Annotated in this window: 15 protein-coding genes; 10 read left to right on the plus strand and 5 right to left on the minus strand. The window is 49.7% G+C overall.

Annotation, left to right across the window (positions count from 1 at the left end; genetic code table 11):
- Positions 1-544 (minus strand): FHA domain-containing protein (locus ACR6Z4_RS27925; RefSeq protein WP_479720622.1); only part of this gene is annotated, 544 nt, incomplete at its 3' end.
- A gap of 1479 nt (positions 545-2023) precedes the next feature.
- On the opposite strand from ACR6Z4_RS27925, the gene ACR6Z4_RS27930 reads away from it, so the two are divergent.
- From ACR6Z4_RS27930 to ACR6Z4_RS27950, 5 genes are all read left to right on the plus strand, one after another.
- On the plus strand, positions 2024-2845 hold the full coding sequence (locus ACR6Z4_RS27930; protein WP_479720623.1) for a carbon-nitrogen hydrolase family protein: 822 nt from the start codon (positions 2024-2026) through the stop codon (positions 2843-2845).
- A gap of 371 nt (positions 2846-3216) precedes the next feature.
- On the plus strand, positions 3217-4674 hold the full coding sequence (locus ACR6Z4_RS27935; RefSeq protein ID WP_479720645.1) for a cation:proton antiporter: 1458 nt from the start codon (positions 3217-3219) through the stop codon (positions 4672-4674).
- 598 nt (positions 4675-5272) lie between these two features.
- Complete coding sequence (locus tag ACR6Z4_RS27940) at positions 5273-7087, plus strand: N-acetylmuramoyl-L-alanine amidase (protein ID WP_479720624.1); 1815 nt, start codon at positions 5273-5275, stop codon at positions 7085-7087.
- A 101-nt stretch (positions 7088-7188) separates the two neighbouring features.
- Positions 7189-8040, plus strand: coding sequence for a glutamate racemase (gene murI / locus ACR6Z4_RS27945; protein ID WP_479720646.1), 852 nt, complete (start codon positions 7189-7191; stop codon positions 8038-8040).
- A 463-nt stretch (positions 8041-8503) separates the two neighbouring features.
- Positions 8504-9127: a hypothetical protein gene (locus ACR6Z4_RS27950; RefSeq protein WP_479720625.1), complete on the plus strand. Its 624-nt coding sequence runs from the start codon at positions 8504-8506 to the stop codon at positions 9125-9127.
- 238 nt (positions 9128-9365) lie between these two features.
- Here the strand turns inward: ACR6Z4_RS27950 and ACR6Z4_RS27955 are convergent, their stop codons facing one another.
- Positions 9366-9902, minus strand: a complete 537-nt coding sequence (locus tag ACR6Z4_RS27955) for a P-loop NTPase family protein (protein ID WP_479720626.1) — start codon at positions 9900-9902, stop codon at positions 9366-9368.
- A gap of 205 nt (positions 9903-10107) precedes the next feature.
- On the opposite strand from ACR6Z4_RS27955, the gene rph reads away from it, so the two are divergent.
- Positions 10108-10827: a ribonuclease PH gene (gene rph / locus ACR6Z4_RS27960; RefSeq protein ID WP_479720627.1), complete on the plus strand. Its 720-nt coding sequence runs from the start codon at positions 10108-10110 to the stop codon at positions 10825-10827.
- 546 nt (positions 10828-11373) lie between these two features.
- Positions 11374-13188 (plus strand): ABC transporter ATP-binding protein, encoded by a 1815-nt coding sequence (locus ACR6Z4_RS27965; protein WP_479720628.1) that lies wholly within the window; start codon positions 11374-11376, stop codon positions 13186-13188.
- A gap of 124 nt (positions 13189-13312) precedes the next feature.
- Here the strand turns inward: ACR6Z4_RS27965 and ACR6Z4_RS27970 are convergent, their stop codons facing one another.
- Positions 13313-16327: an EAL domain-containing protein gene (locus ACR6Z4_RS27970; protein ID WP_479720629.1), complete on the minus strand. Its 3015-nt coding sequence runs from the start codon at positions 16325-16327 to the stop codon at positions 13313-13315.
- Between the two features lie 380 nt (positions 16328-16707).
- A complete protein-coding gene (locus ACR6Z4_RS27975; RefSeq protein ID WP_479720630.1) occupies positions 16708-16956 on the minus strand; it encodes a hypothetical protein in 249 nt (82 codons plus the stop codon).
- Between the two features lie 481 nt (positions 16957-17437).
- Here ACR6Z4_RS27975 and ACR6Z4_RS27980 point away from each other — a divergent pair, with 481 nt between their 5' ends.
- Positions 17438-18031 carry a rhomboid family intramembrane serine protease gene (locus ACR6Z4_RS27980; protein WP_479720631.1) on the plus strand — a complete coding sequence of 198 codons (594 nt, stop codon included), beginning with the start codon at positions 17438-17440 and terminating at the stop codon, positions 18029-18031.
- Here ACR6Z4_RS27980 and ACR6Z4_RS27985 read toward each other — a convergent pair.
- A complete protein-coding gene (locus tag ACR6Z4_RS27985) occupies positions 18024-20174 on the minus strand; it encodes a glycoside hydrolase family 10-like protein (protein WP_479720632.1) in 2151 nt (716 codons plus the stop codon). The genes ACR6Z4_RS27980 and ACR6Z4_RS27985 overlap by 8 nt on opposite strands.
- Positions 20175-20798: 624 nt before the next feature.
- On the opposite strand from ACR6Z4_RS27985, the gene ilvA reads away from it, so the two are divergent.
- The gene (ilvA, locus tag ACR6Z4_RS27990) at positions 20799-22310 is read left to right on the plus strand and encodes a threonine ammonia-lyase, biosynthetic (RefSeq protein ID WP_479720633.1); all 1512 of its coding nucleotides are present in this window, start codon (positions 20799-20801) and stop codon (positions 22308-22310) included.
- 147 nt (positions 22311-22457) lie between these two features.
- Entirely contained in the window at positions 22458-24110 is a 1653-nt protein-coding gene (locus ACR6Z4_RS27995) for a GMC oxidoreductase (protein WP_479720634.1), read from the plus strand.
- The last annotated feature ends 352 nt before the right edge of the window (positions 24111-24462 follow it).

Here is a 24462-nt window from a genome sequence, read left to right on the forward strand (position 1 = left end):
AAGAATAGGTCGCTTCCTGAAGTGCAACCCCACACTGGTGCCGACTCGCCAGGAAAAACTCGGTTTTCAAATTGCCCATTTGCAACAAATCGCCATCTTGTAAGACCTGACGTTGTCGAGACGAGATCTTACGAAGATTGACCCAGGTACCGTTACTACTGCCTAAATCAGACAGATAAAATTTGTTATCCGGATCTCGCCCAATTACGGCATGACAGCGAGAAACCGAAAAATCTCGGATGGAAATCGCACAGGTCGAATTTCTGCCGATTAACCAACTCGATCCCACGGTTGTCAGCTGATATTCTATCCCTGCAACTAAATTGGTGACTAAAAATGTCGTGTGTTGAGTGGCGATCGCCTGAATGTAATAATGCCCCGGCTGACATCGTTCTGGTGCCCGGAGTGCCCGTCTGATCAAAGCTTTGACTTCATCAAAATCATAATTACAATCCGCTAGCAAAGCATCCGAGAGAGAAGGATTGCGCTGTAAAAAGCTGAGGGGATAACAGTCAGAAACCTGATCAATTTTAAAATGTGACATGATTTCGTGGACTAATCCTAAACATCTAAAAGGACAAAAGGGCGGGGACTGACAGACCCCAGTGCCGACAGAAATCAGCTCTGCCACACAGATGAGCTTAAGAATGATTGCTTAACTAACGGCTAAAGGGTGATATTGAGGTCATCAAAGCGGTAAATCGATTCAGGGGGAAACAAACGACAGGGTTATCTTCCAGATCGGACACGGAGTGGTTGAACGGGTGACTCAGCCACTGTTTCAAGCACTCAACCGTAGATGAGAAAGGTTTAAAAGCAACGCCATGATGGAGCCGCACAGCCCATAGAAGTTTGAGCTGTCTCCAGGATTTTTATGATCGGATGGGGGGGACGCAACCCCCGCACCCACCCATACAAAACATAGGTGTAACGCTATAAATTCAAAATGAATGGGTAAAACAATACTTCAGGCATGAACACTTCAGGCAATGAACGATACACCCTCTATAGCTCGTACTCCGTATCCAAGCTCATTACCCTGTAGCCATTAAGCAAAATTGAACCGTAGAAACCTGGAATATCGCAACCGCATTCCGGGGATCCTTTATCAAAGCTTCACAGAAATCCGCCAAATGATTAAGTATTTGATGAACAAGGAACCTTAATTTATATAGTTTCCGCAAGTGTACTGAGAAGAATTTACGTTTCACGCTGAATCTGCGGCGCAGAGAGGCTCCTACGTTGGGCAACACCGAACATACACAAACCAGTACACCAACTTAAAAGTTTTAGAGGGGGTGGAGGGGGTAAAACCCCCTCTTGGGGGCGCAGCCCCCAAACCCCCATGTTGCAAAATTTTGGGTTTGCAACACTAGAGTTTATAAGGCTGCGCACCTGATTAAATCCTGACGATTTAGGGTTATCAGCGCGGCGACGCCGCGCTGATAACCCTAAATCGTCGGGACATAGATACCGGGTGTTGTAGGAGAGCCGCACGGAGCGTGGCTCTCCCATCCAATTTCATCGCTGGATTAGGCAGTGCTATGTAATCCCCATCCCCAGAGAGATGAGATCGCCCTCTGGATTGCCGGTAAGGTTTGATATTAGTGGGGTACTTCAGAGATTTATGGAGATGAGTCCTCCAAGTCTCAACCAGATTTGATTTAATGATGGGGGGCTATTGAGTCAACACTCATTAACTTTGGGTCAGCACAATTCTGATCCGATGTTAAGGATAACCAATTCAATAAACCCCGGACATTTACGTTTGGATGCGCGGTGGTGCCGTGCTGACAAACATAAATCTTCGATTTATTAAATCCACGATCCTAAGGGAAAATTAAACAAGGCTTATGCCACCTTTGTTCACCCCAATCGGACTTTATTTCGGTCAGCAAGATGGTCTGGGTTTGCCCTATCCCGATCATTCTTACCTACAAAAATAAATAGATCAGTGAGCTTTTCCTCTAAAAATTAAGTCGCGCCTTTACTTGTCCTTGTTTCGCTGTCTCTCACCACTATCATGAAGTCATATTTAGCAGCCGCAGTCCAAATGAATAGCTTGCCTGATCTCGCCAAAAATTTGGTGCAGGCAGAAGATTTAATCGATTTAGCCGTGCGGCAAGGTGCAGAACTGGTCTGCTTGCCGGAAAACTTTTCATTTCTCGGCAACGAAGACGCCAAGATGGAACAAGCAGAAGCGATCGCCCACGAAAGTGAAAAATTTCTCAAAACGATGGCGCAACGCTACCAGGTAACCTTGCTGGGGGGTGGCTTTCCAATGCCCACCGGCAATGGCAAGGTCTATAACACCGCGTTACTGGTAGGGCCTGCGGGAGACGAACTGGCACGCTATGAAAAGGTGCATTTGTTTGATGTTGACCTGCCCGACGGCAACACTTATCAGGAATCTAAAACCGTTTTAGCAGGGGTTCATTTGCCCCCTGTCTACCCCTCCAAAGAGTTGGGCAATCTGGGTTTATCTGTCTGCTATGATGTGCGCTTCCCAGAGTTATATCGCCACCTTTCGCAAATGGGCGCAGAGGTTTTATTTATCCCGGCAGCGTTTACTGCCTATACCGGGAAAGACCATTGGCAAGTATTGCTACAAGCCAGGGCGATCGAAAATACCTGCTATGTGATTGCGCCCGCCCAAACCGGACGGCACAACACCTTACGGCAGTCGCATGGACATGCAGTGATCATTGACCCCTGGGGAGCAATTTTGGCAGATGCTGGAGAAAAACCAGGGGTGGCGATCGCATCAATTGAACCCTCTCGCCTGGAACAAGTTCGCCGACAAATGCCTTCCCTGAAGCACCGTACCTTTGGGCTATCGCCTTAGGATCACACATTAAATTAAAATCCGAAGATTGATTTTTGGGCGCGCGGCGGTGCCGCGCGCCCAAACACAAACATACGGTTTTATTAAATCCACAAGCCTTATACGGTTTCCATATAAAAATGCACTGAATTAAAAGGGGAGTGAAGGGGGCGCTGCCCCCTTCGTGGGAGTGAACCCCCACACCCCCTCTTAAAAAGTTGCAGCTTCATATTTGATTGGTATTAGGGGCACAAATCACACAGCGCTATATGCAGATTTCTTGAACTCATGCCTTCTGAGCATCCATATTTTGTAAAGAAGATTGTAGAGTAGACAGGATGGATTCTGCCGAGTGCATGGTTGATTTAAATGTATGGGGAGCGAATTTGCATATGTTTGCCTCTTTAAGCCCCATTAATTCTCTGCAATCTTTTCTGCTCAATCCTCCCCTGTTAGCAACTGCGACCACAGCAGAGACAGCCCCAATTGTCTTAGCAGGCGTGCTATTGAGTTTGATTGTGATTTATCTGGCTGCCAAAATTGGGGGAGAACTGTGTGCCCGGATCAACCTGCCCTCCGTTTTAGGAGAGCTGGTGGGTGGCGTGGTCGTAGGGGTCTCTTTGCTACACCTGGTGGTTTTTCCTGAAGAGAGTGGAGAATTAAATTCGCTCATTGTCAATTTTCTAGAAACAACCGCAAGACTCAAGCCCGAAGACGCGTTGAGTGTATTTGAAGCCCAAAGCGAAGTGATTTCAGTTTTGGCAGAACTGGGTGTGATTATCTTACTGTTTGAGATTGGGTTGGAGTCCGACCTCAAAGAGTTGATCCGAGTGGGACCCCAAGCCGCTGTGGTTGCAGTTGTTGGGGTGGCTGTTCCGTTTGCCGCAGGAACTGCCGGACTGATTACCTTATTCGGTGTACCCACCATTCCCGCCATTTTTGCAGGTGCTGCCCTGACGGCGACTAGCATTGGCATTACTGCCAAAGTGTTAGCAGAGATTCAACAACTCAGTTCTAGAGAAGGGCAAATTATTATTGGAGCCGCCGTTTTAGACGATGTGTTGGGCATTATCGTCCTGGCAGTGGTCGCCAGTCTGGCAAAAACAGGCGAAGTCGAAGTCGGCAATGTTATTTACCTGATTGTTGGTGCTGCCGTTTTCCTGGTGGGTTCTATTTTCTTAGGACGATTGCTCAGCCCCTTGTTTGTCGGATTGGTCAACCGTTTGCAAACCCGCGGTCAACTGCTGTTATCTGCCCTGATTTTTACCTTTGTCTTGGCGTATATTGGTGCCGTAATTCAGCTAGAAGCCATTCTAGGAGCTTTCGCCGCCGGTTTAATTTTGGCAGAAACCGAGAAACAAAAAGAGCTGGAAGAACAGGTCATCCCTGTTGCAGATATCTTGGTGCCCATTTTCTTTGTCACCGTGGGGGCACGAACCGATGTCAGCGTGCTCAACCCCATGGTTGAGGCAAATCGAGAAGGGCTGATCATTGCGGCATTCCTGGTCATCGTCGCAATTATCGGTAAGGTCGTGACCGGGTTAGCCGTCTTTGGTCAACCTGGGATCAACCGTCTGGCGATCGGGGTCGGTATGATTCCGCGAGGTGAGGTGGGGCTGGTGTTTGTTGGGGTCGGCTCTGCCAGCGGTGTGCTCTCGAAACCGCTAGAGGCTGCCATCATTGTCATGGTTATCTTTACGACGTTTGTCGCACCGGCACTATTGCGTCTGGTATTTAAGGAAGATGCGGGAGGAGTCCTGGATCCATCGCCAACCCCTGCTTTAGAAGGAGTATCCGCGAACGCAGTGCCCCCTGTTTCAACGGCAGTGGAAGGAGAGTCGCAGGATTAACAATTGGTTTTGGCAAAATCTACTGTTTAGTTCAGGGTGTTGTGTGGCGGACAAAGGATGCCACACAACGCTCCGTTTTTGGTGATTTATCGTGGATCAGTGCGATCGCCTCAAAGACATGGTATTTTTCATCACAGTTCGTCATACATTTGTCACATATTCACAACAGAGTAAAGCTAAATTTTGTCAGGAAAATGCGATCGCCCCGTCGAAATAGGATGTGTCACACGGCATCATCCCCCATGCTGTGTCGTCAGGTCATGGGCATTGCTCAGGATCAAACATTAAATAAAACCCAGGCGTTGATTGTTGGAAACGCGGCGTCGCCGCACATCTGAACATCGGGGGGGTGGGGGCGGTGCCCCCACGCAGGGGTTCCACCCCTGCACCCCGTCCTAACCCTAATGCGTACCGCTATAACCGTTCACTACAATCCCAGACGTTTGCTGTTGAGTAGTTTGTTGTTGAGCAATTTGATGTGGAAACTATGGCAATACCGAACGTTCCAGCCAAAGCGCTTGGGTTGTTATGACCTCAAAATCTTAAAGCAATACCAATTTATGCAGTGCCCTAAACAGGTGAATTTGAAGGAGAAACTGTGAAATTTCACTGGATAGTGCCCAGTTTTCTGGGGATCTTAAGTAGTCTCATGCTTGCAGCTCCGGCTCAGGCAGCTAGATTACAATTTTGGCGGTTTAACCCTGACAACAACGTCTTAACGTTTACGACTGACACAGGGGTTCAACCGCGAGCACAACTCATCCCCAACCCAACTCGGGTGGTGATCGACCTACCGGGCATTGTTTTGGGTAGTTCGATGCTCAGCCAGCAATATAACGGTGCCGTCAGAGAAGTCCGGATTGGGCAATTTGATGCCAATACGACGCGCATTGTGATTGAGCTAAATCCAGGCTACACAGTTGATCCTCAACAGGTGCGGGTGCGGGGCGAGACTTCTAGCCAATGGAGTGTTGAGTTACCAACGCCACAACGGATTGCAGCTACCCCTCCTAACAACACATCCCCCACCACACCGACAGTTCCCAATTCAACCCCTGTAGTCGGCGCTGCCACCCAACTCGAAAATGTGCGGCTAACCCCCGATGGCTTCTTTGTGCGAATTAGTGGTGCTGCTCCCGAGATTGAAGTCGAACGCAGTCGCGATCGCCGTCAGGTGAATATTGACATTGCCAATACTGCCGTGTCGCCACAACTGGTCGAGCGTGATCAAGCCGTTAATCTGCGGGGAGTGACGCGCGTGCAAGTGAGTCAGGTCGAAACATCGCCCCCTGTAGCACGAATTACGCTGGACGTTGATGACGAAGCCGCAGAATGGCAGGCGACCGTCAGTAATCTGGGAGGAATTGTGATTGTGCCCGTCGGCGGCACCAATTCTGCAACCATTGCCGGTCGCAACGATGACAATGAGCCGGAGGATGAAACTCCACAAGCTCCAGCCCCCAATCAACCTGCTACTATTCAAGCCATTGAACTGTCTAGTGATGGTCGGCAATTGCTAATTCGCTCCGATCGCCCAGTCGCGTATACCAATGGTTGGGATCGTTCGACTGGAGCTTACCGCATTTCGATTCCTTCTGCCCGGTTGGCAGCACAGGTAACGGGTCCGCAACTCAGTGCCAACAGTCCCTTACTAAATGTCCGTTTGCGGGAAGAGGATGAGAGTGTGACGATTCTGGCGCAACCTGCGGCAGGCGTGCGAATTGGCAGTGTCAGCCAACCCAATAACCAACTGGTTTCGCTTGCCCTCGATCGCTCCTCTCAAGCGACCCCTATCAACCCGTCTACACCCATCCCAACGCAACCCAATACCTCGATTTCACCCGGCGAGCTGCCCCAGGTGCCCAATAGCCGGATTGTGATTGTGGTAGACCCCGGACATGGCGGATCAGACCCTGGAGCTATTGGAATTAACGGATTACGCGAGAAAGAAATTAACCTGGATGTTGCTCTTCAGGTTGCGGCACTCCTGGAGCAACAGGGGGTAACCGCCATTTTGACGCGCAGCGATGATCGGGATATTGAGTTAGAACCCAGAGTCCAAATTGCTGAGCGTGCCAATGCAGACTTGTTTGTGAGTATTCACTCTAACTCCATTAACCTCAGCCGCCCCGATGTGAATGGCACAGAAACCTATTACTACTCAGACAGCGGGTTGCGCTTAGCTCGGGTAATTCACAGCAGTATTGTGCAAGTTCCGGGTGTCCAAGATCGTGGCATTCGTCAGGCAAGATTTTATGTCATTCGGAACACTTCTATGCCCGCTGTTCTACTAGAGTTAGGATTTGTAACAGGTGCCCAAGATGCGCGATTGTTATCTGATCCAACTTTCCGCAGCCAGATGGCAGCAGGAATCGCTCGCGGTATCCTGCAATATGTTCAACAAAACTTTTAGAGCTTGCAAACACGAACTGAATGAAAAACCCCAATTTATCCAGCATTCCTTCTCCTGAATCCAATCATTCTCCGATCGCACCTCCGGTTTCTATACCTGAGATGTCGTTGACAGCTTCAGGCGCATTGGGGCAACATCCTCAAAAAGCAAGGATTGGCGTTTTTGATAGTGGTGTCGGTGGTCTTACAGTTCTCAGAGAGTTGTATCGTCAGTTACCCAACGAATCGATTTTGTATTTTGGTGATACGGCTCGTCTGCCCTATGGCACGCGATCGCCATCTGAAATTTTGCAATTTGTCCGCGAGATCATCACCTGGATGCAACAACAGGGCGTCAAGATGGTGATCATGGCGTGTAATACGAGTTCAGCGCTGGCACTGGAAATTGTGCGGTCTGAATTTGATGTGCCGATTCTAGGGGTGATTTTGCCAGGGGCACGTGCGGCTGTGCAGCAGGGTCAACGCATTGGGGTGATTGCCACTCCAGCGACCGCTGCCAGCAATGCTTATAAACAGGCGATCGCAGAGATCAATCCCAACACCCAGGTTTGGCAAATCGGTTGTCCAGAGTTTGTGCCGCTGATCGAACAAAACCGTCTGGCAGACCCTTACACTCGCTCAGTCGCGTTGGACTATCTCACACCGCTATTGGAAAAGCAAATTGATACCCTGATTTACGGTTGCACCCACTATCCCCATTTAGAACCCGTTCTCAAAACGATTCTGCCTGCCAAAATTGCCCTCGTCGATCCGGCAGTGCATGTGGTTAAAGCAGCGATGCAGGAATTAGATCTCCTGGGTTTAAAAAATCCTTATCCGCCCCTGCCCACTCAGTTTTATGTCAGCGGCAACCCTGCCCCGTTCATTCAGATCTCGCAACAATGGCTGGGATGTACCCCCATTGTTCAACAGGTCGATGTTGCGTGTATGGCGATCGCCTCTTCTCAGGCTTAAAGCCACTCTGACATATCAGTAGCAGAGGTATTTTTTTTGTCTAAAGGGCAGGAAAATTATCTCTCTAAGGAATGGGAATTAAATAACTCCGATGATTTGTTGTACGGGCGAACGGCCGTTCGCCCCTCCAAACGATTCAATATTCGATCTTATTTAATCCACGATCCTAAATAGCATTTGATGGCGATCGCTTCCTGTAAAACTTGGCATAATGACCCTTTTTAAGGTGAGATAGAAGAAGATCTGGACACGCGCCTACCCACCGCTCGCATCTCATCTATTCCCAACGATCGCGCATCACGTTAGCTAAGAATTTATCCGGAAAATGGCGATCGCTATACGTAGTTACACAGGCTAGGAAAGTGAAATAGCCCCTAACTCCTCGATAATAATCAGGTGTTAATTTCTACCCTTTACACGTACCATGAAGCCCTCAGTATCACTACACATACAAACTTAGGACATGAATAAGAGATTTACATTCTTTACTCCTTTGCTCCTCGCTTCCCTCGTAACCCTCGCCGGTTGTGGCAAAGAGACACCAGAAGGCACTGCATCCCCTTCTACAGCTCCATCGATTGCAGCATCACCCTCTGCGGTTGAGCCGTCTAACGCTGAACAAACACCTGTTGCCCCGTCACCTTCTGCGGCTGCCGGAGACGAAGTTGCTTATGAAGACCCCAATGGGTTGTACGCAATTTCTTTTCCTGCGGGTTATACCTATGAGGACACCGGCAGCGGCATTGCCTTTGCATCAAGTGATCAAGGATTTGCTGGCTCGGTAGATTTCGGTTCGGCTCAAGGTCAACAATTGAGCAACGATGATTTAGAAGCCGCACTCAAATCTGAGTACGAAAAACGTCTGAAAGAAGTGACCTGGCAAAAGTCAGAAATTCAACCCGATGGCAGTATTCGCGTCGATTGGATTGGCACTGACCCCAGCGGCAACAAGCTAGACGCCATTAGTTTTGTAGAACAACGTGGCGACAACATTTTCATTTTGAATCTGTTTGGCGTCAACCATGCCTACCAGGATTACAACAGCGATGCCGAAGTCATTGTAGGTGGCTACCGAATTCGCCAATAGACCCTGGGAAAAACCCCTGCATAAAAAGAGGGTGGGCATTGCCCACCCTCTTTTTGATGGCGTTTCGCGCTCAGATAAAACCCGATTATTTTTTGAAAGCCATGCAGAGCATGGCTTTCAAAAAATAATTTGTACCCCACTCGATTAAAAATTGCTGTATCAACGAGGAGACGGACTCAAGGCGATCGCATTCCCCTGTTCACGATCGATACTCAAGATTAATATTCAGGATTAATGTTCAAGATCGATGGCTGCGGCGCATTTCAGTAATTTGGTCGGCAATATCGAGAATGGATTGGGGCATTTCGGGCCCCGTCAAAATCACATCCATTTGCTGGGGTCGAGTCCGCAAAAAATCCAAGACCTCGGCTTCCGGGATCAGCCCAAATTGAATGGCTAGGCTCAATTCATCCAATACCACCAGAGAATATTTTGCGGCGGCAACAACCGTGGTCGTATGATGCCAAAGCTCTTGTACTGCCGCGATTTCTGCCGCCTCTGACGGGGGTGCGTCCAGACAACGGGGTAAATTGCAGCGCAACCAGGTAAGATGTTGCCCAAGCTGCACCGGATGCTCGTGCCCCTGACCAATGCCACCTTTAAGAAACTGCACCACCAACACAGGTGTCCCTTGTCCTGCAATTCGCAAAGACTGAGCCATGACTCCCGTAAAAAAATTGCGATGGGGGCATGTGAACACCTGCACTAAGCCTTCGACAATGTAGGGAAGTTGACGATTGGAATCAATGATAGGGGCTTCGAGCTGGGAAACCATAAACAAACTCTGATCCGAGATAGTACAAGAGTATCCGTGAAATGTAGCGTAAATCTGCCAGTTTCCCCCCCATCAAACACTACGTGTGTGTTCACGTCAATATCATCCATGGTAATTTAACCCTCCAGGAATATTTTTTATCTTTCATTGCAAACAGGCTGTATTCTGATTGAGAATTTTGTGTCAATCATTTAGGACAACAATCATGACTTGGACTCGTCCAGATGGTCGAAAATCTAACCAGCTTCGTCCGGTTCGTTTTGAGCGACACTTCACTCAATTCGCTGCCGGGTCAGTGCTTGCCCAATCTGGCGAGACAAAGGTGCTCTGTACGGTTTCTGTGCAACCGGGGGTACCGAGATTTTTAGAAGGGTCGGGTCAGGGCTGGCTGACTGCCGAATATCGCATGTTGCCCAGTGCTACACAGCCACGTCAGGCAAGAGAATTGATGAAGCTGTCGGGTCGAACTCAAGAAATTCAGCGGTTGATTGGGCGTAGCCTCAGAGCCGGGTTAGATATGGCAGCCTTGGGAGAGCGGACGTTGACCGTAGACGCAGATGTACTTCAGGCCGATGCAGGGACACGCACCACCTCGATTACAGGGGCATTCGTTGCCTTGAGTGATGCGATTGATCACTTGATAAAAACAGGTGAACTAGAGCGATCGCCCATTCGTCATCAAATTGCTGCCGTCTCCGTAGGCTTATTAGACGGGGAAGCGTTTCTTGACTTGAATTATGTAGAAGATGTGGCAGCAACTGTAGATTTCAACATTGTGCTGCGAGAAGATTTGAGCATAATTGAGCTACAAGGAACGGCTGAGGAAGGGAGTTTTACCCGTTTACAGATGAATCAAATGCTCGACCTGGCGGAGACTGGTATCCAAGAATTGATGCAGCTTCAACGGCAAGCCCTGCACGATTAAACTTCGCTGTAACGCTCTTAACTGTAGACCCAATCAAAACTTTTACAACGGGGTGTGTGGGTGAAACCCCTGCGTGGGGGCTACGCCCCCACACCCCGTATTGCAAAATTTAGTGTTCGCAACGTTAGTGCTTTGCCAAGTATTTTCTGATGGGTGATGTGCCGCGCGAAGCGCGGCACATCACCCGTTTTAACTGTCAATTTTTAATTGACAGACCACTACCCGATGAAATGTAGTGTGGGTGCCGCGCAAAGCGCGGCACCCACACTACATTTCATTGGGTAGATCAATAACATGATGATTTTTCTTCGGGAATCGGAGCAATTGAGATTGTGTAATATGATTGTGCTACAATCCGTAGTCCAAGCAAACACTCATGTGATTCGAGTTAAAGCTGCTAACGGCTGACCCATTGCCCAGTCGCTTCTTTGGTGATGCTCGTAATGATGTAGCGTTGCCCCCACTCAAATCTCAAGGTGCATCGTTTCTGCGATCGCCACCTATCACTCACCCTCCTTTTCGTCAGATTTGACGGAGGAAATTCTCATGGCACAGTTTCAAGACTTAATCAAATACTACAAGAACTACAAAGCGATCGCCTATTTCAGCATCGCCGTTACCAGTCTATTTCAAATTATTGATCTGGCGGTTCCCTATGCCACCGGACAAATTCTCAACGTGCTTTCGGGTCAGCCCATCGATCAGTTTCTGCAAGGAACGGTGGATGGCTTATCGAGCGCGATCGCCTTCCGTTCTCATCAGACTGGGGCGTTAGTCTTGCTACTCGGCATCATCTTTGTGGTTACCGTTGTTCGCGCCCCCATTCAACCCTGGTTAAGCGACTGGTTCCACTGGGATATTGCGTTGCGATCGCGGCGAGACCATACCAAACGGGCGATCGAAAAAATTCTGACTCTGCCCCTGGAGTTTTATGACGAAAACAACCCCGGTCGGGTGGTCGGTCGGGTTGCCAAGGGCTTATCTAACCACACCTGGACGTATCCTGAAATTGCCGGACAACTGATTCCTAAAGTTTTTCGCATTCTCGGAATTTTTCTGGTGATCTGGTTGATTGAATGGCGCATTGCCCTATTGTTTTTTATCTCGTTTATCGTCATCCTCAATTTCAGTTTGCAGAATCTCAATAAACTGACGCAGAAAGAACAATTTCTCGATCGCCATATCGAAAATACCGAAAGCCGCACCTCTGAAATCATCACCAATATCAAAACGGTCAAAGCGTTTGCCACCGAAGCAAGCGAACTGACTCGGCAATCGTGTCGTTTGAATCGAGAGTTTACCTATGTGAACTATCGCATTCATCGCGGTTATATCACGTTGTTTACGTGGCAGGAGCTGATCATTCAATCCTGTGTGTTTGGGGTGTTGGCGTTGACGTTGTGGGCAACGGTGGTAGGTCACATCTCCCTCGGCCACTTTGTCACCACCCTGACGGTGTCAAGCATGGCATATTCCGAACTGGAGCCGATTAGCCACCTGGCTGAAGTGTTTTCCCGCCGGTTTGCGTCGATGATTCGCTACCACGAGTTTGTCCAACAATCCAATGGCAGCGATGCGGTTGACCTGACCCGACCGGAAGCGGTCAAACACTACCAATTCACAGGCAAGGTGCATTTTGAAAACCTTACCTTCGGCTATGACCCCGCCCGTCCGGTTCTACAAAACATTAATTTGTTGATTGAACCGTATCAGACGGTGGCATTGGTCGGGCGATCGGGTTCTGGCAAATCGACCCTGGTCAAGCTCTTGTTTCGGTACTTTGAACCCAACTCAGGACGAGTGCTGATCGACGGGCATGATATTCGTAGTCTGGATACGACGGGCTATCGCAAACGGTTGGCGATCGTTCACCAGGAAGTGGATGTGTTTAACGGCACCTTGTTAGATAACCTCACCTATGGCAACCCCCATGCCTGTCTGGAGGATGTACAAAAAGCTTGCCAAATCGCCAGAGTAGACGAATTTATTCATCTGCTGCCCAAAGGGTATTACACCCTGGTTGGTGAACGAGGAGTCCGTCTATCGGGTGGACAACGTCAGCGGCTCGGTATCGCCCGCGCTCTGCTGGTCAACCCCGATGTGCTGATCTTCGATGAAGCCACCTCTAGTTTGGACTATGAATCAGAGCGATCGATTCAGTTGGCAATGCGAAGCATCCTCGGGACTCGTACCACGCTGATCATTGCCCATCGTCTGAGTACGGTGCGTGAAGCTGACAAGATCGTGGTTTTAGATCAAGGGCAAATTGTGGAAGTGGGCAGTCATGATGAACTGTTGCACCACGGTGGCATCTATCACCGTCTCCACACTCTCCAGGAAACCGGAGAATTGCTGGCTTAAAGCAACGCGTTCCATTAACGTTTGCAGCGCGGCAATGCCGCGCTGCAAACCGGATTCTAATTGAGCGATCGCTGGCAGAGCTGGCGATCGCTCATGCTTTAAATCCACAATCCTGCTCAAAGCACTACTGTTGGGGTTGCGCCAGTGGATTGAAGGGATTTTGTTCTGCACCCATGTCTTTCTCTAGCTCAGTCGTAGTCATTGGTGTTGTTATGGGCAACGTGGGGTTGGCATAGGGGATTGCAGTTCCTATGTGCAGATTCACGGCTGGATTCAGCGTTGTCGGCGATTCCCGTCCCCATAGTTTTTCGGCAAGCAGTTGGGTCGCGGCTTCAGCCGTCAAGGGTCTGGCGAAAAGATAGCCCTGACCATACTCACACCCCATTTCTAACAATTGCAACGATTGCTCGGTATTTTCGACGCCTTCTGCGGTGACATCCATATTCAACGTATGCGCCAGGGTGACGATCGTGCGGACAATCTCGGCATTTTCGCTATCAATACTCATGCGGCTGACAAAAGATCGATCGATTTTGAGCGTGTTAATGGGAAAACGATGCAGGTAACTGAGCGACGAATAGCCTGTACCAAAGTCATCGATCGCCAATTGAATGCCCAGCGATCGCAACTGATGTAAGGTCGCAATCACTGATTTGGCATTGTTCATAATCGTGCCTTCGGTGATTTCTAGCTTTAAACGCGAGGCATTAATTCCGGTTTCCTGGAGAATATAGTCCATTTGCTCGGTCAGCCCGCGCATAGAAAACTGGCGACTGGCAAGATTAACATTCATCGTCAATGGCGTGCCAGGAGAAATTTTTTCCTGCCACGCACTCATCTGAAGACAGGCTTGCCGCAAAATCCACCAGCCCAGGGGAATGATCAATCCAGTTTCTTCGGCAGTGGCAATAAACTTAGCCGGTGACAAAAATCCTTGTTCGGGATGTTGCCAGCGCACCAGCGCCTCAAACCCGATCACCCGTCCCGTTGTCAGTTGCACAATCGGTTGGTAGTGCAGTTGTAATTCATGAAACTCTTGATTGGTATTGGATACGCGAATAACCTGCCGCTCTTCGTTAGAAATGGCTCGGCGCAGATCATTTTCAAGTTGCAGTTTAGCCACCATGCGCGTATGCATGGCTTTATCAAACACTTGATGGCGGGCTTTACCGGAGGCTTTGGCACGATACATGGCAGTATCGGCATCTCGCAGAATATGTTCGGGTTGGGTGTAGTAGTTGGCACTCAGGGCAATGCCAATGCTGACGGTAGTAAACACCTCATGCCCTTCCAGATTAAACGGCAGCGACAACAGTCGCTGAATCTGGTCGGCTTCCCGAATCGCATCGCCCATATCTTCGACATGCTTGAGTAGCATGGCAAATTCGTCGCCCCCCAGGCGAGCAACGACCCCTTCGGGTGAAATATACGCTTTTAAGCGATGGGCGATCGCCACCAACAGCTGATCCCCAACACTATTGCCGAGGCTACTGTTAACCAGTTGAAACCGATCGACATCAAGAAAAAAGACCGCAAAGGTAAACAGGGGTTGTTCCTGGTTATGGGCGATCGCCTGCCGCAAAGCATCCATGAAATAGGCGCGGTTCGGCAGATCGGTCAAGCCATCATAGAGGGCAATACGACGCAATTGTTCTTCGGCTTCTCGGCGTTCTGTGACATCAGTTTGAGAACCTGCCATACGGTAAGCCATGCCCTCTGAATTTCGTACTGCCATGCCCCGACTTAAAACCCAGCGATAATTGCCATCACAGTGGCGGATACGATGCTCGTGTTCAAAATAAGCCGTCTTACCCTTGAGATGGTTATCGATCGCGCCTTTAAGCTGTTCTAAATCATCTGAGTGAACGCGACTGAACCAATCCTCTGAGCGATCGCCACTTTCCTCTTCGTCATACCCTAAAATTTCTTTCCAGCGGGGTGAAAAATAAATGACATCCGTCTTTAAATTCCAATCCCATAACCCTTCATTTGACCCACGTACTGCCAGCGCATAGCGTTCTTCGCTCTGATGCAGCAGCTTATTCATGCGATATTGATCGGCTAAAACGACCCCTGCCCCCGTCAGACAAAACAGGCTAATAGGTGCGATCGTGGGCAACCAATACCCCGCGCGAAATAAACTGATGGACAACCCAAACCAACCCAAGCAAAGCGCAGACCACGCCAAAATTTGTTTGTCGAGTCGGCAATGTCCCAGCACATAACTCAAACCGGGCCCTCCCAACAGCAGCAAGACAACTAGCCCATAGTCTGCAACCCGGTGCAGTGAATTTTCTTGGAGCAGATTATTAATAACGGTGGCTTGTAGATAGGTGCTGCTGGTAGAAGGATTGCGATTGTAGGGCGTTTGCACCGAGTCGAGAGCTGGGGTGGAAACGCCGACCAACACTACCTTTCCGGCGAACGCTTGAGATGGAATTTCTCCTCGTAATACTTTGACAAACGAGTATTGCGTTGCTTGCAACGAGGGCCCCAACCAGTTCACCCACAGGGGTTGGTTGAGATTGGGCAGTGATACAGGTTTTTGCACAGCCGAATAAATTTGCACCGCTGCCAGGGCTAATGAGGGAGTGTCTTTGACCAGCAAATCCACTTGCCGGACTGCCCCATCCAATTCGTCGCGTTTGAGGTTGTGACCTGTGGCGATCGCCGCTGATTTCAGGGTCGCTGTCGGCAAAATTGGAGCCCCTGCCTGATTCCAGGATTGCGCCAACACAACCCGCCCCTGACGGCGCATCGCACTGGCAAGTTGTTCATCGTCGGGCGTAGGGTCTGATAACACCACATCCAACGCCACAACGCTGGCATGGGCATCGGTTAAGGTATCTAACACCTCTGCATAATATTGACGATTCCAGGGAAATTGACCGAGTGATTGCAGACTGGCGTCATCAATTTCTACGACAACCACCTGATCTCCCCAGCTGACAAAGCCTCGCAGAGAAAACAGCATGTCGCAAAACAAATTTTCTAGCGGTTGCCATGCCCCAATTTGAAATAGCCCCAGTACAATCAGCGCGGCAATGCTTCCCGGCAACAGTCGCCAGAATCGCCTCAACTGTGCTGATTTTTTCTTTAAGCCAAAATAGAATCTACCCTGCTTCAAACTAGTCATCATCACTTGTAGCTTAATCCTGAGATGGAATCACCCGTGCGCAGAATCCTTACCCGCCCAAACGCATCCTCACCAGAGCCAAAACCGTTGTTCCCTTCAATTCATCGCCTTTGAGATCGGAGATCAGCGCCCCTGTTCGTTTTTCTGAGAGACCGACGAAACCGCCACTCTCTCAAACAAATTAGGGTGGAGGCAATCCACCATCTTTAAGATGGAGAAGGGGCTAAAGGTTTTACTCCCCCGAAAGAAAGATATCTTAACCCCCGGTTGTTTCTGATTGAGCGATCGCTATCAATACTCCAGATACACGATGAATTCAGATATGTCTGAATCCGGGGATAAACGTAAAATCTTGAGTTATAAGCTCACCCTCATACCCAAAATCAATAGCGATCGCTGGGAATGGGGATCGGCAACGGCAAGGGTTGGGCACGAATCCGGAATTGATCAACCGCAGTGAGTAGTATTAGTCTTAAACGGGTTGTTTTGGCAATGGGGATTGAGCCTCTAGGGGTGTCACCCAACACCGCTCTGAAACGATTGATTCGGGGAAAAGGGAGGGCGATCGCCCAGTTTTTGATCAACACGACCTCCTGAGGATTGTCTCGCTGAGGATTGTCTCGTTTAGTCAACAGCCCATAACTGTTGCCTATTTCAGAACATGACTAAATTCTGGAATGAATGGGACTGTGAACCCTTCGGGTTCACAGTCCCATTCATTGCCAAAACCAGCAACGCCTGATTCAGTGCTTTTCATGAGAACCCCAAAATTCGATCGCTCAGCCAGGATGAACCCAAAATGATTCAGAAAGATTACGGGATCGATTAGGAGGTGATTAAGACTCTGATTGACCGTGATGTCTTGTAAAAACGAATACACCTATTGTGTTCCCATGATCACAGCTCTGTATGTGCGTTCAGGAAAGATCAGACCGTCATACATTGGACATAAAGCTGCTACTGAGGACTGCACTAAATCAATCTTGCTCCAACATCCATTAAAAAAGACGTAAATTTTCTGTTTAAGTTCCAAATTCTTCATGAAGATTATTCTGTGAATTCGTTACCCCTTGTTTCTCAATCTACGTAAATCGACTGAAAATGAATCGTCCTATGAGCAACGAAGACGTGAAAGGAATTGCCCGAGAATTAAGAACCCATGTTCTAACGTTGGGAATTATCGTAGTGCTATTGTGGGGCATCGAAATCATCGATCAACTGACAGGGCGATCGCTTGATCAATTTGGCATTATTCCGCGTACCCAAATTGGCTTACGGGGCATTTTATTTGCTCCGTTTTTGCATGGCAGTTTCAGTCACCTGATTTCCAATACCATTCCCTTTTTGATCTTGGGATGGCTGGTGATGTTACGGCAAACCAGTGACTTTTTTATCGTCAGTGCGATCGCCATGCTGGTCGGAGGAGTGGGCACCTGGCTATTGGGCGCACCTGCGATCCACATCGGGGCGAGCGGCGTTATCTTTGGCTACTTAGGGTTTTTGCTCCTGCGGGGCTATTTTGAACGCAGCTTGGTGTCCATCTTTTTCTCAGTCATGGTCGGGGTGCTCTATGGCAGCTTGATCTGGGGTGTATTGCCTAACCAACCCGGTATTTCTTGGGAAGGTCATTTATTTGGCTTTATCGGCGGGGGTGTAGCAGCTTGGCTGTTGGCGGAACGCAAGGGATCGGGGAATCGGATCACGTAGAACTGCTCTGCCGCCCCAGCGTAAAGTGTTCTCCATAATTCAGCAAAACGTCCAGGGTGGCTAGATGATTTTCCCAGATGCGAATCCGGTAGCTATCGTTGAGCGATTGCAAAGACATCCACCCCGCAAAGCGATCGCGAAAATCGTGCAAGACGGTTCTGGCGTTATGTAACCCTTGTTCAGAGGGATGTTCGGCAAGCTGTGCCAACGCGTCTGCCAACGCATCTGCCTGACGGCTCCATTCACTCAACTGATGTTCACGAATCCACAGTTGCCCCTGACTAAACAGAAAACCCCATTCGCGTCGTAGCGCATCATAACGAGCGGCTGCCGCATGGAAAGGTTGGCGATAGGGAATAGGTTCGGCACTCGTGCTGGAAGTCGATGCCCCCTGAGTACGATGGAATATACCTTGCAGGGTGTCATTCAAGTCAGCAACAGCAAATAAGGAATAGCCACCAACCGGCATATCTCGAATCGCCTGCAACTGATCGATGGTGGCAGCGGTGGGCAAGTTGTAGAGCCGAATCGACGGCAGCACCAATACAGGGCCCAGATCGGCATTGGCAATCCAGGGATTGACCAACCGTTCCAGACGATTCGTATCTTCGGCATAGCTCATGGTCACAATCAGATCTACATCGCCCCGTTGTGCCCAGGTTCCCCAATCTTGCTGGATTTTTTGAATACGTTCGTGCTCTGATAGTGGAAAAACAGCAACCGATAGGATCAAGTCAGAATTGATGCGGCGTAACACTCGCGAGGTTTCAGCGACAAAAGAATTCACTTGTTCGGTGCGGAAGCTTGTCCATTGTTCCCAAAGCTGGCGATCGCCCGGTGTCAGAGTCGTTGGATCCACACCCGTCATCCGCTGAAATTGTTGCCGTGCCACGGTGCCATACCCATAACTGCGTCCGGCACCGGGATCTTGAAAGGGATAACGGATGTAATCGAGTTGCAATCCGTCTACATCGTAACGGGTGACAATTTCCTGAAACAAGCGCAGCAAATAGCCGCGAACCGCTGGGTTGGCTGGATCAAGAAAGGGTTTGGTTTGTCCGGGTGGAATGGGGTTGCCCCGATCGTCATAGTTTGCCCAATCGGGATGAGCGCTGAGAATCGGACCGAGATAACTGTCGGGCAGGTTTATTAGAGTATTGTGGCGCGTATTTCCGGCAGCAAACGTCCACACCCAGGCATGAAGCTCCATCCCTCGTTCATGTGCCAGTGCGACCGCATCGGCTAAGGGATCCCAGCCTCGGGTTAATGGATTTTGCTGGGGTGCAATCTGGCTGGGGTAAATGGGGTAGCCTGCGTTAACGGTTTCAAAAAAGACGGTATTGATCCCGGCAGCCGCAAGCCCATCAAAAATGCGAGTTAATCCCTGACGCGATCGCGCATTGACAATCGTGCCCCGATCCAACCACATTGCCCGAATCTCTGGTTGCGCCAGCATCCGATCGGTGGGGAAGTTATCCCACAGCAGTTGTCTTGCAGCTAACCATTGCTGGCGAGCCATCGCATAGTCGCCTTCGGCAACGAAATGAGGAAAGGTTTCTAAAATTTGACGTGCTTGCAGCAAGATACTGTTAGACCGCACACCAACCGGCTGGGCAGCTTGTACACCCGCTTCTGTGGCGGCAATTAGCGTTTCATCGGAGTTATTCAGAGCATCTAAATTGTCAGAGAAATCTAAACTAATCTCACTCGTAGCGGCATCGGCAGAGAGTAAAGCACTTTCAAATCGCCCAATCAGGTTTTCTAGCTCCTGACGCATGGCGATCGCTTCAATCGTCGTAATGGGCAATGCTCCAGGTTCGACAGGTACCCCTGCCGGAGCAGTTTGTTCCGCTGGATCGTTGCTTGCGGGTTGTTGAGCGGAACCCCCAGAGGATTGAGGTCGGCTAACCGGGACAATCGGCAGAGCTGGCAATGCCGGACGAGGAGTGGAATTGAGCGTCGTCGGCACGGGAAAATCAGCCGCCGCAGGCGTTTGTGCTTGAACTGAAGAAAATAAACCCGACGCACAAACCAAGGCAACCACCAGACCCAAAAGAACGACGGTTGTCCTTTTATGCGTCCGTCTGCGTCGCTGTATCGCTAGCCAGGGCAGGTGAATTGAATCTTTGAATAGCCGACTCAATGTAGTCCACTCCTCGTGTCAAAAGGGCACTATTTTTTGCGATCGCAGGGATTCTCAAGCCGCTGAAAGTTAGTTCTGACCCAGCTTTGAGGGATCGTGGATTTAACTTAAACCCGATTCCTGAGGACAGGCTGATGCCGGAGCTGCCGCGCGCTCAAAAAGAATAACAGGTCAATTAATCGGTGATCCTTAGAAGGATATCAGCACTCTGCAACGATCATTTAATCAAGAACCCAAAACCTTATCCCATAACGATTTCGCAACGATCAAGATTTTCATCACGCTGAGGTTTAAGGATGGCAGTGCCGCGACGCGGCACTGCCATCCTTAAATCCCCAAGTTTTATAACATTTGTCATCCCGCATACCTTTAGTTTTCAGGATGGTCTGGGTTTACCCTCATAAATTGTCTAAGGTTGATGAAAATTTCATAATTCCTGGGAGCCATGTGGAAGCTGGACAACTCAGCTCACGCTATAAGGTGCCCTTGCCCCACCGGAAACATACCACCTTGTAAAATCAACACTGTCAGCCAAGCTTTCTCTCCAAAACGGACTGTATTGTTAAGGATGGAGTGGGGCACGATTTTTCTTTTACTCGGCATCTGCATATCTCTCTAAACCTTATGTATTGCGACTACCTGGTACAAATCCTGACGGCGCGGGTCTACGACGTTGCGCAAGAATCTCCTCTGGACTATGCGCCCAATCTGTCAGCACGGCTGAATAACAAGCTGTTGCTCAAGCGAGAAGATATGCAGTCTGTCTTTTCGTTTAAATTGCGGGGTGCGTACAACAAAATGGCTCAGTTGCCTGCCGAGCTATTGGCACAGGGGGTGATTGCTGCCTCGGCGGGCAACCATGCTCAGGGGGTAGCGCTGTCAGCTCACCATCTTGGTACCCGCGCCATCATTGTCATGCCAGTGACCACACCCCAGGTCAAGGTCGATGCAGTCAAAGCCAGAGGCGGCGAGGTCGTGTTGTATGGCGATACCTACGACGATGCCTATGCCCATGCACGCCAACTTGAAGCAGAGAAGGGGCTGACGTTCATTCACCCGTTTGATGATCCCTATGTGATCGCTGGTCAGGGAACCATCGGCATGGAAATTTTGCGGCAATGTCAACAACCCATCCATGCCATTTTCGTCGCCATTGGAGGCGGTGGGTTGATTTCAGGGATTGGGGCGTATGTGAAACGGTTGCGACCTGATATCAAAATCATTGGCGTTGAACCTGTCGATGCCGATGCCATGTACCAATCTCTCAAGCAGGGTAAGCGGGTGCGATTGCCTCAGGTCGGGTTATTTGCCGATGGCGTAGCGGTGCGCGAAGTTGGCGAGGAAACCTTTCGTCTTTGCCAGCAATATGTGGATGAGATCATCCTGGTCGATACCGATGATACCTGTGCAGCCATTAAGGATGTGTTTGAAGATACGCGATCGATTTTAGAACCGGCTGGGGCACTGGCGATCGCCGCTGCAAAGGTCTATGTCGAACGAGAACAAATCCACGATCAAACGTTGGTTGCCGTTGCCTGTGGTGCCAATATGAACTTTGATCGGCTGCGGTTTGTCGCCGAACGCGCTGAACTGGGCGAACGGCGGGAGGCAATCTTTGCCGTCACGATTCCCGAACAACCCGGAAGTTTGCGTAAATTTTGTAATTGCATGGGCAAACGCAATCTGACCGAATTTAACTATCGCATTGCGGATGAAAAAGAGGCACATATCTTTGTCGGCGTCCAGATCGAAAATCGTGCCGATGCCGCAAAAATGCTGACTTCGTTTGAAACCTGTGGCTTCAAAATTTTGGACTTAACCGATGATGAGCTGACGAAATTGCACTTGCGCCACATGGTCGGTGGGCGATCGCCCCTGGCTCATAACGAATTGCTCTACCGCTTCGAGTTTCCCGAACGCCCCGGTGCCTTAATGAAATTTGTCGGCTCCATGAGTCCAAACTGGAACATCAGCCTGTTTCACTATCGCAATAATGGTGCAGACTACGGACGCATTGTGGTCGGAATGCAGGTTCCCCCGCATGAAATGGAAGCGTGGCAAGCATTTCTCGACACTCTGGGCTATCAATATTGGGATGAGAATCAAAATCCAGCCTACAAACTGTTTTTGGGATAGTTTAATGTGTGGGCATTGCTTAATCCAGCTATGAAATTTGATATGAGTGCCGCGCTCCGCGCGGCACTCATATCAAATTTCATAGCCCAAATCAACAACGCCAATATGTGATTTTTATCGTTTGGGAAAGGTTGCTGTCGCTATCGCATGAACAATGACATATCGCTTGAGATTTATGACGCCATTGTGGTGGGGGCTGGAGCCACAGGAGGGATTGCCGCAAAAGAGCTGAGTGAACGGGGGCTAAAGGTTTTAGTGTTGGATGCCGGTCCTCAGCTCAAGTCCGATGTTGCATTAGGAAGCAATGTCGGCAATTTTGCTCGACGCTTTCGCAACCTATTTGTTACCCGCCATCAGTCTTACCAGGCATTGCATCCGGGATACTGGAAGACAAATCCCAACCTGTTTGTGGATGAAAGAGAAAATCCCTACACCACACCCCCTGATCAAACGTTTTATTGGATGCGGGGACGGCAAGTTGGCGGCAAAAGTCTCACCTGGGGCGGCATTACCCTGCGCTTATCGGACTACGAATTGAAAGCTGCCAGTCGAGATGGGTATGGCGACGATTGGCCGATTGGCTATGCCGACTTAGCCCCTTACTACGATCGCCTGGAACGGTTTTTTCAGATCAAAGGGGAACAAAACGGCTTACCTCAGTTACCTGACGGTCAATATCTCTCTCCGGCAGCGTTTACTCCGGCAGAAGAGTATGTCAAAACAGTCTGGAGCGATCGCCATCCCCTGCGACCGATGATCATCTCCCGTGGCTTTCCCCTCCATCGACCGACCGCAGAGGCACCCTGGCCACCGTCTTCCAGCATCGGCTCTTCGCTTAAAGCCGCTTTGGCAACCGGAAATGTGACATTACAACCCGATGCGATCGCCAGTCATGTCGTCTTCGATCCCCAAACCCGACAGGCAAAAGGGGTGGGCTATATCCATCGCGTCAACAAAACGGCTCATGAAGTCTTCGGGCGCATCGTTGTTCTGTGCGCTTCGACGATTGAATCCGTGCGGATTTTGCTGCATTCTACCGAGCAGTATCAACCGGGAGGATTGGTGAACGAGTCTGATTTGTTGGGGCGCTACTTGATGGATCACATTTCCACCATGAGCTTTTTTACCCTTCCCCGGTTTCAGCAACCTGCCCAACCCTTTGAACTATCAGGCTGCGATAGCTTTTTTATCCCCCGATTTACCAACCTCGAAACCCAGGAATCCTCTTTCTTGCGGGGCTATGGACTGTGGGGCGGTGTCCAGCGATTTAGCATCCCTAACTTAGTCAGAAAATTTGGCAATAGTGCGTTGGGCTTTCTCGTCGGGCATGGAGAAGTGCTGTCTCGTTATGAAAATCGAGTGCAGTTAGATGATCAGGTGGTCGATGCCTGGGGCATTCCTGTCCCCCATATCAATTGCCGCTGGTCAGACAATGAACAGCAGATGTTAGCGCATATGCAAAGCCAGATTCAGGAACTCGTCGAGCTATCGGGCGGGCAATGCTTGCGGCTGACAGAGTTATTGAAATCTCCGTTCTACCCTAAGTCTCTGCGTCAGCTAGAAGAAACAGTGATGTTTTCAGCACCTCCAGGATTCTATATCCACGAGGTCGGCGGTGCCCGCATGGGCACGTCACCCACCAATTCCGTCCTCAATCCCTACAACCAATGCTGGGAAGCCCCTAATCTGTTGGTGGTCGATGGAGCATGCTGGACTTCGGCTGGCTGGCAAAACCCTACGCTAACGGAGATGGCAATTACTGCCCGCGCCTGCGATTTCATTGTAAAAACCCTGAAGTAAAGATCAGATATAGCGACGTGCAAGTTCGTTCAATACAGAAACGGTGTTGTGGGGCGCGGAGCGCCCCACAACACCGTACTCAATCAACCGGCACAGCGCTACATAGCAGTCGAGGGGTTGATTAAGAAAAAAGGTTGTGTGAGAACCCGCGCTGAGCGCTGGTTCTCACACAACCTCCTGATTTAACTGGAACTGACGCAAGACCGCGTATTTAGAACATGATTATGTGTGGCGAAGCCAACCACAACAATCACGCGTCAATCCTGCTTCTCAAACGCGATTCGCGCAGAGATAAGTTGATTTTTTGTGCCTAAAAGAGACGAAAAATCAACGTTTTGGATAGGTTCTCAGA

It is taken from the genome of Calyptranema fuscum S582 (genome assembly GCF_055793305.1).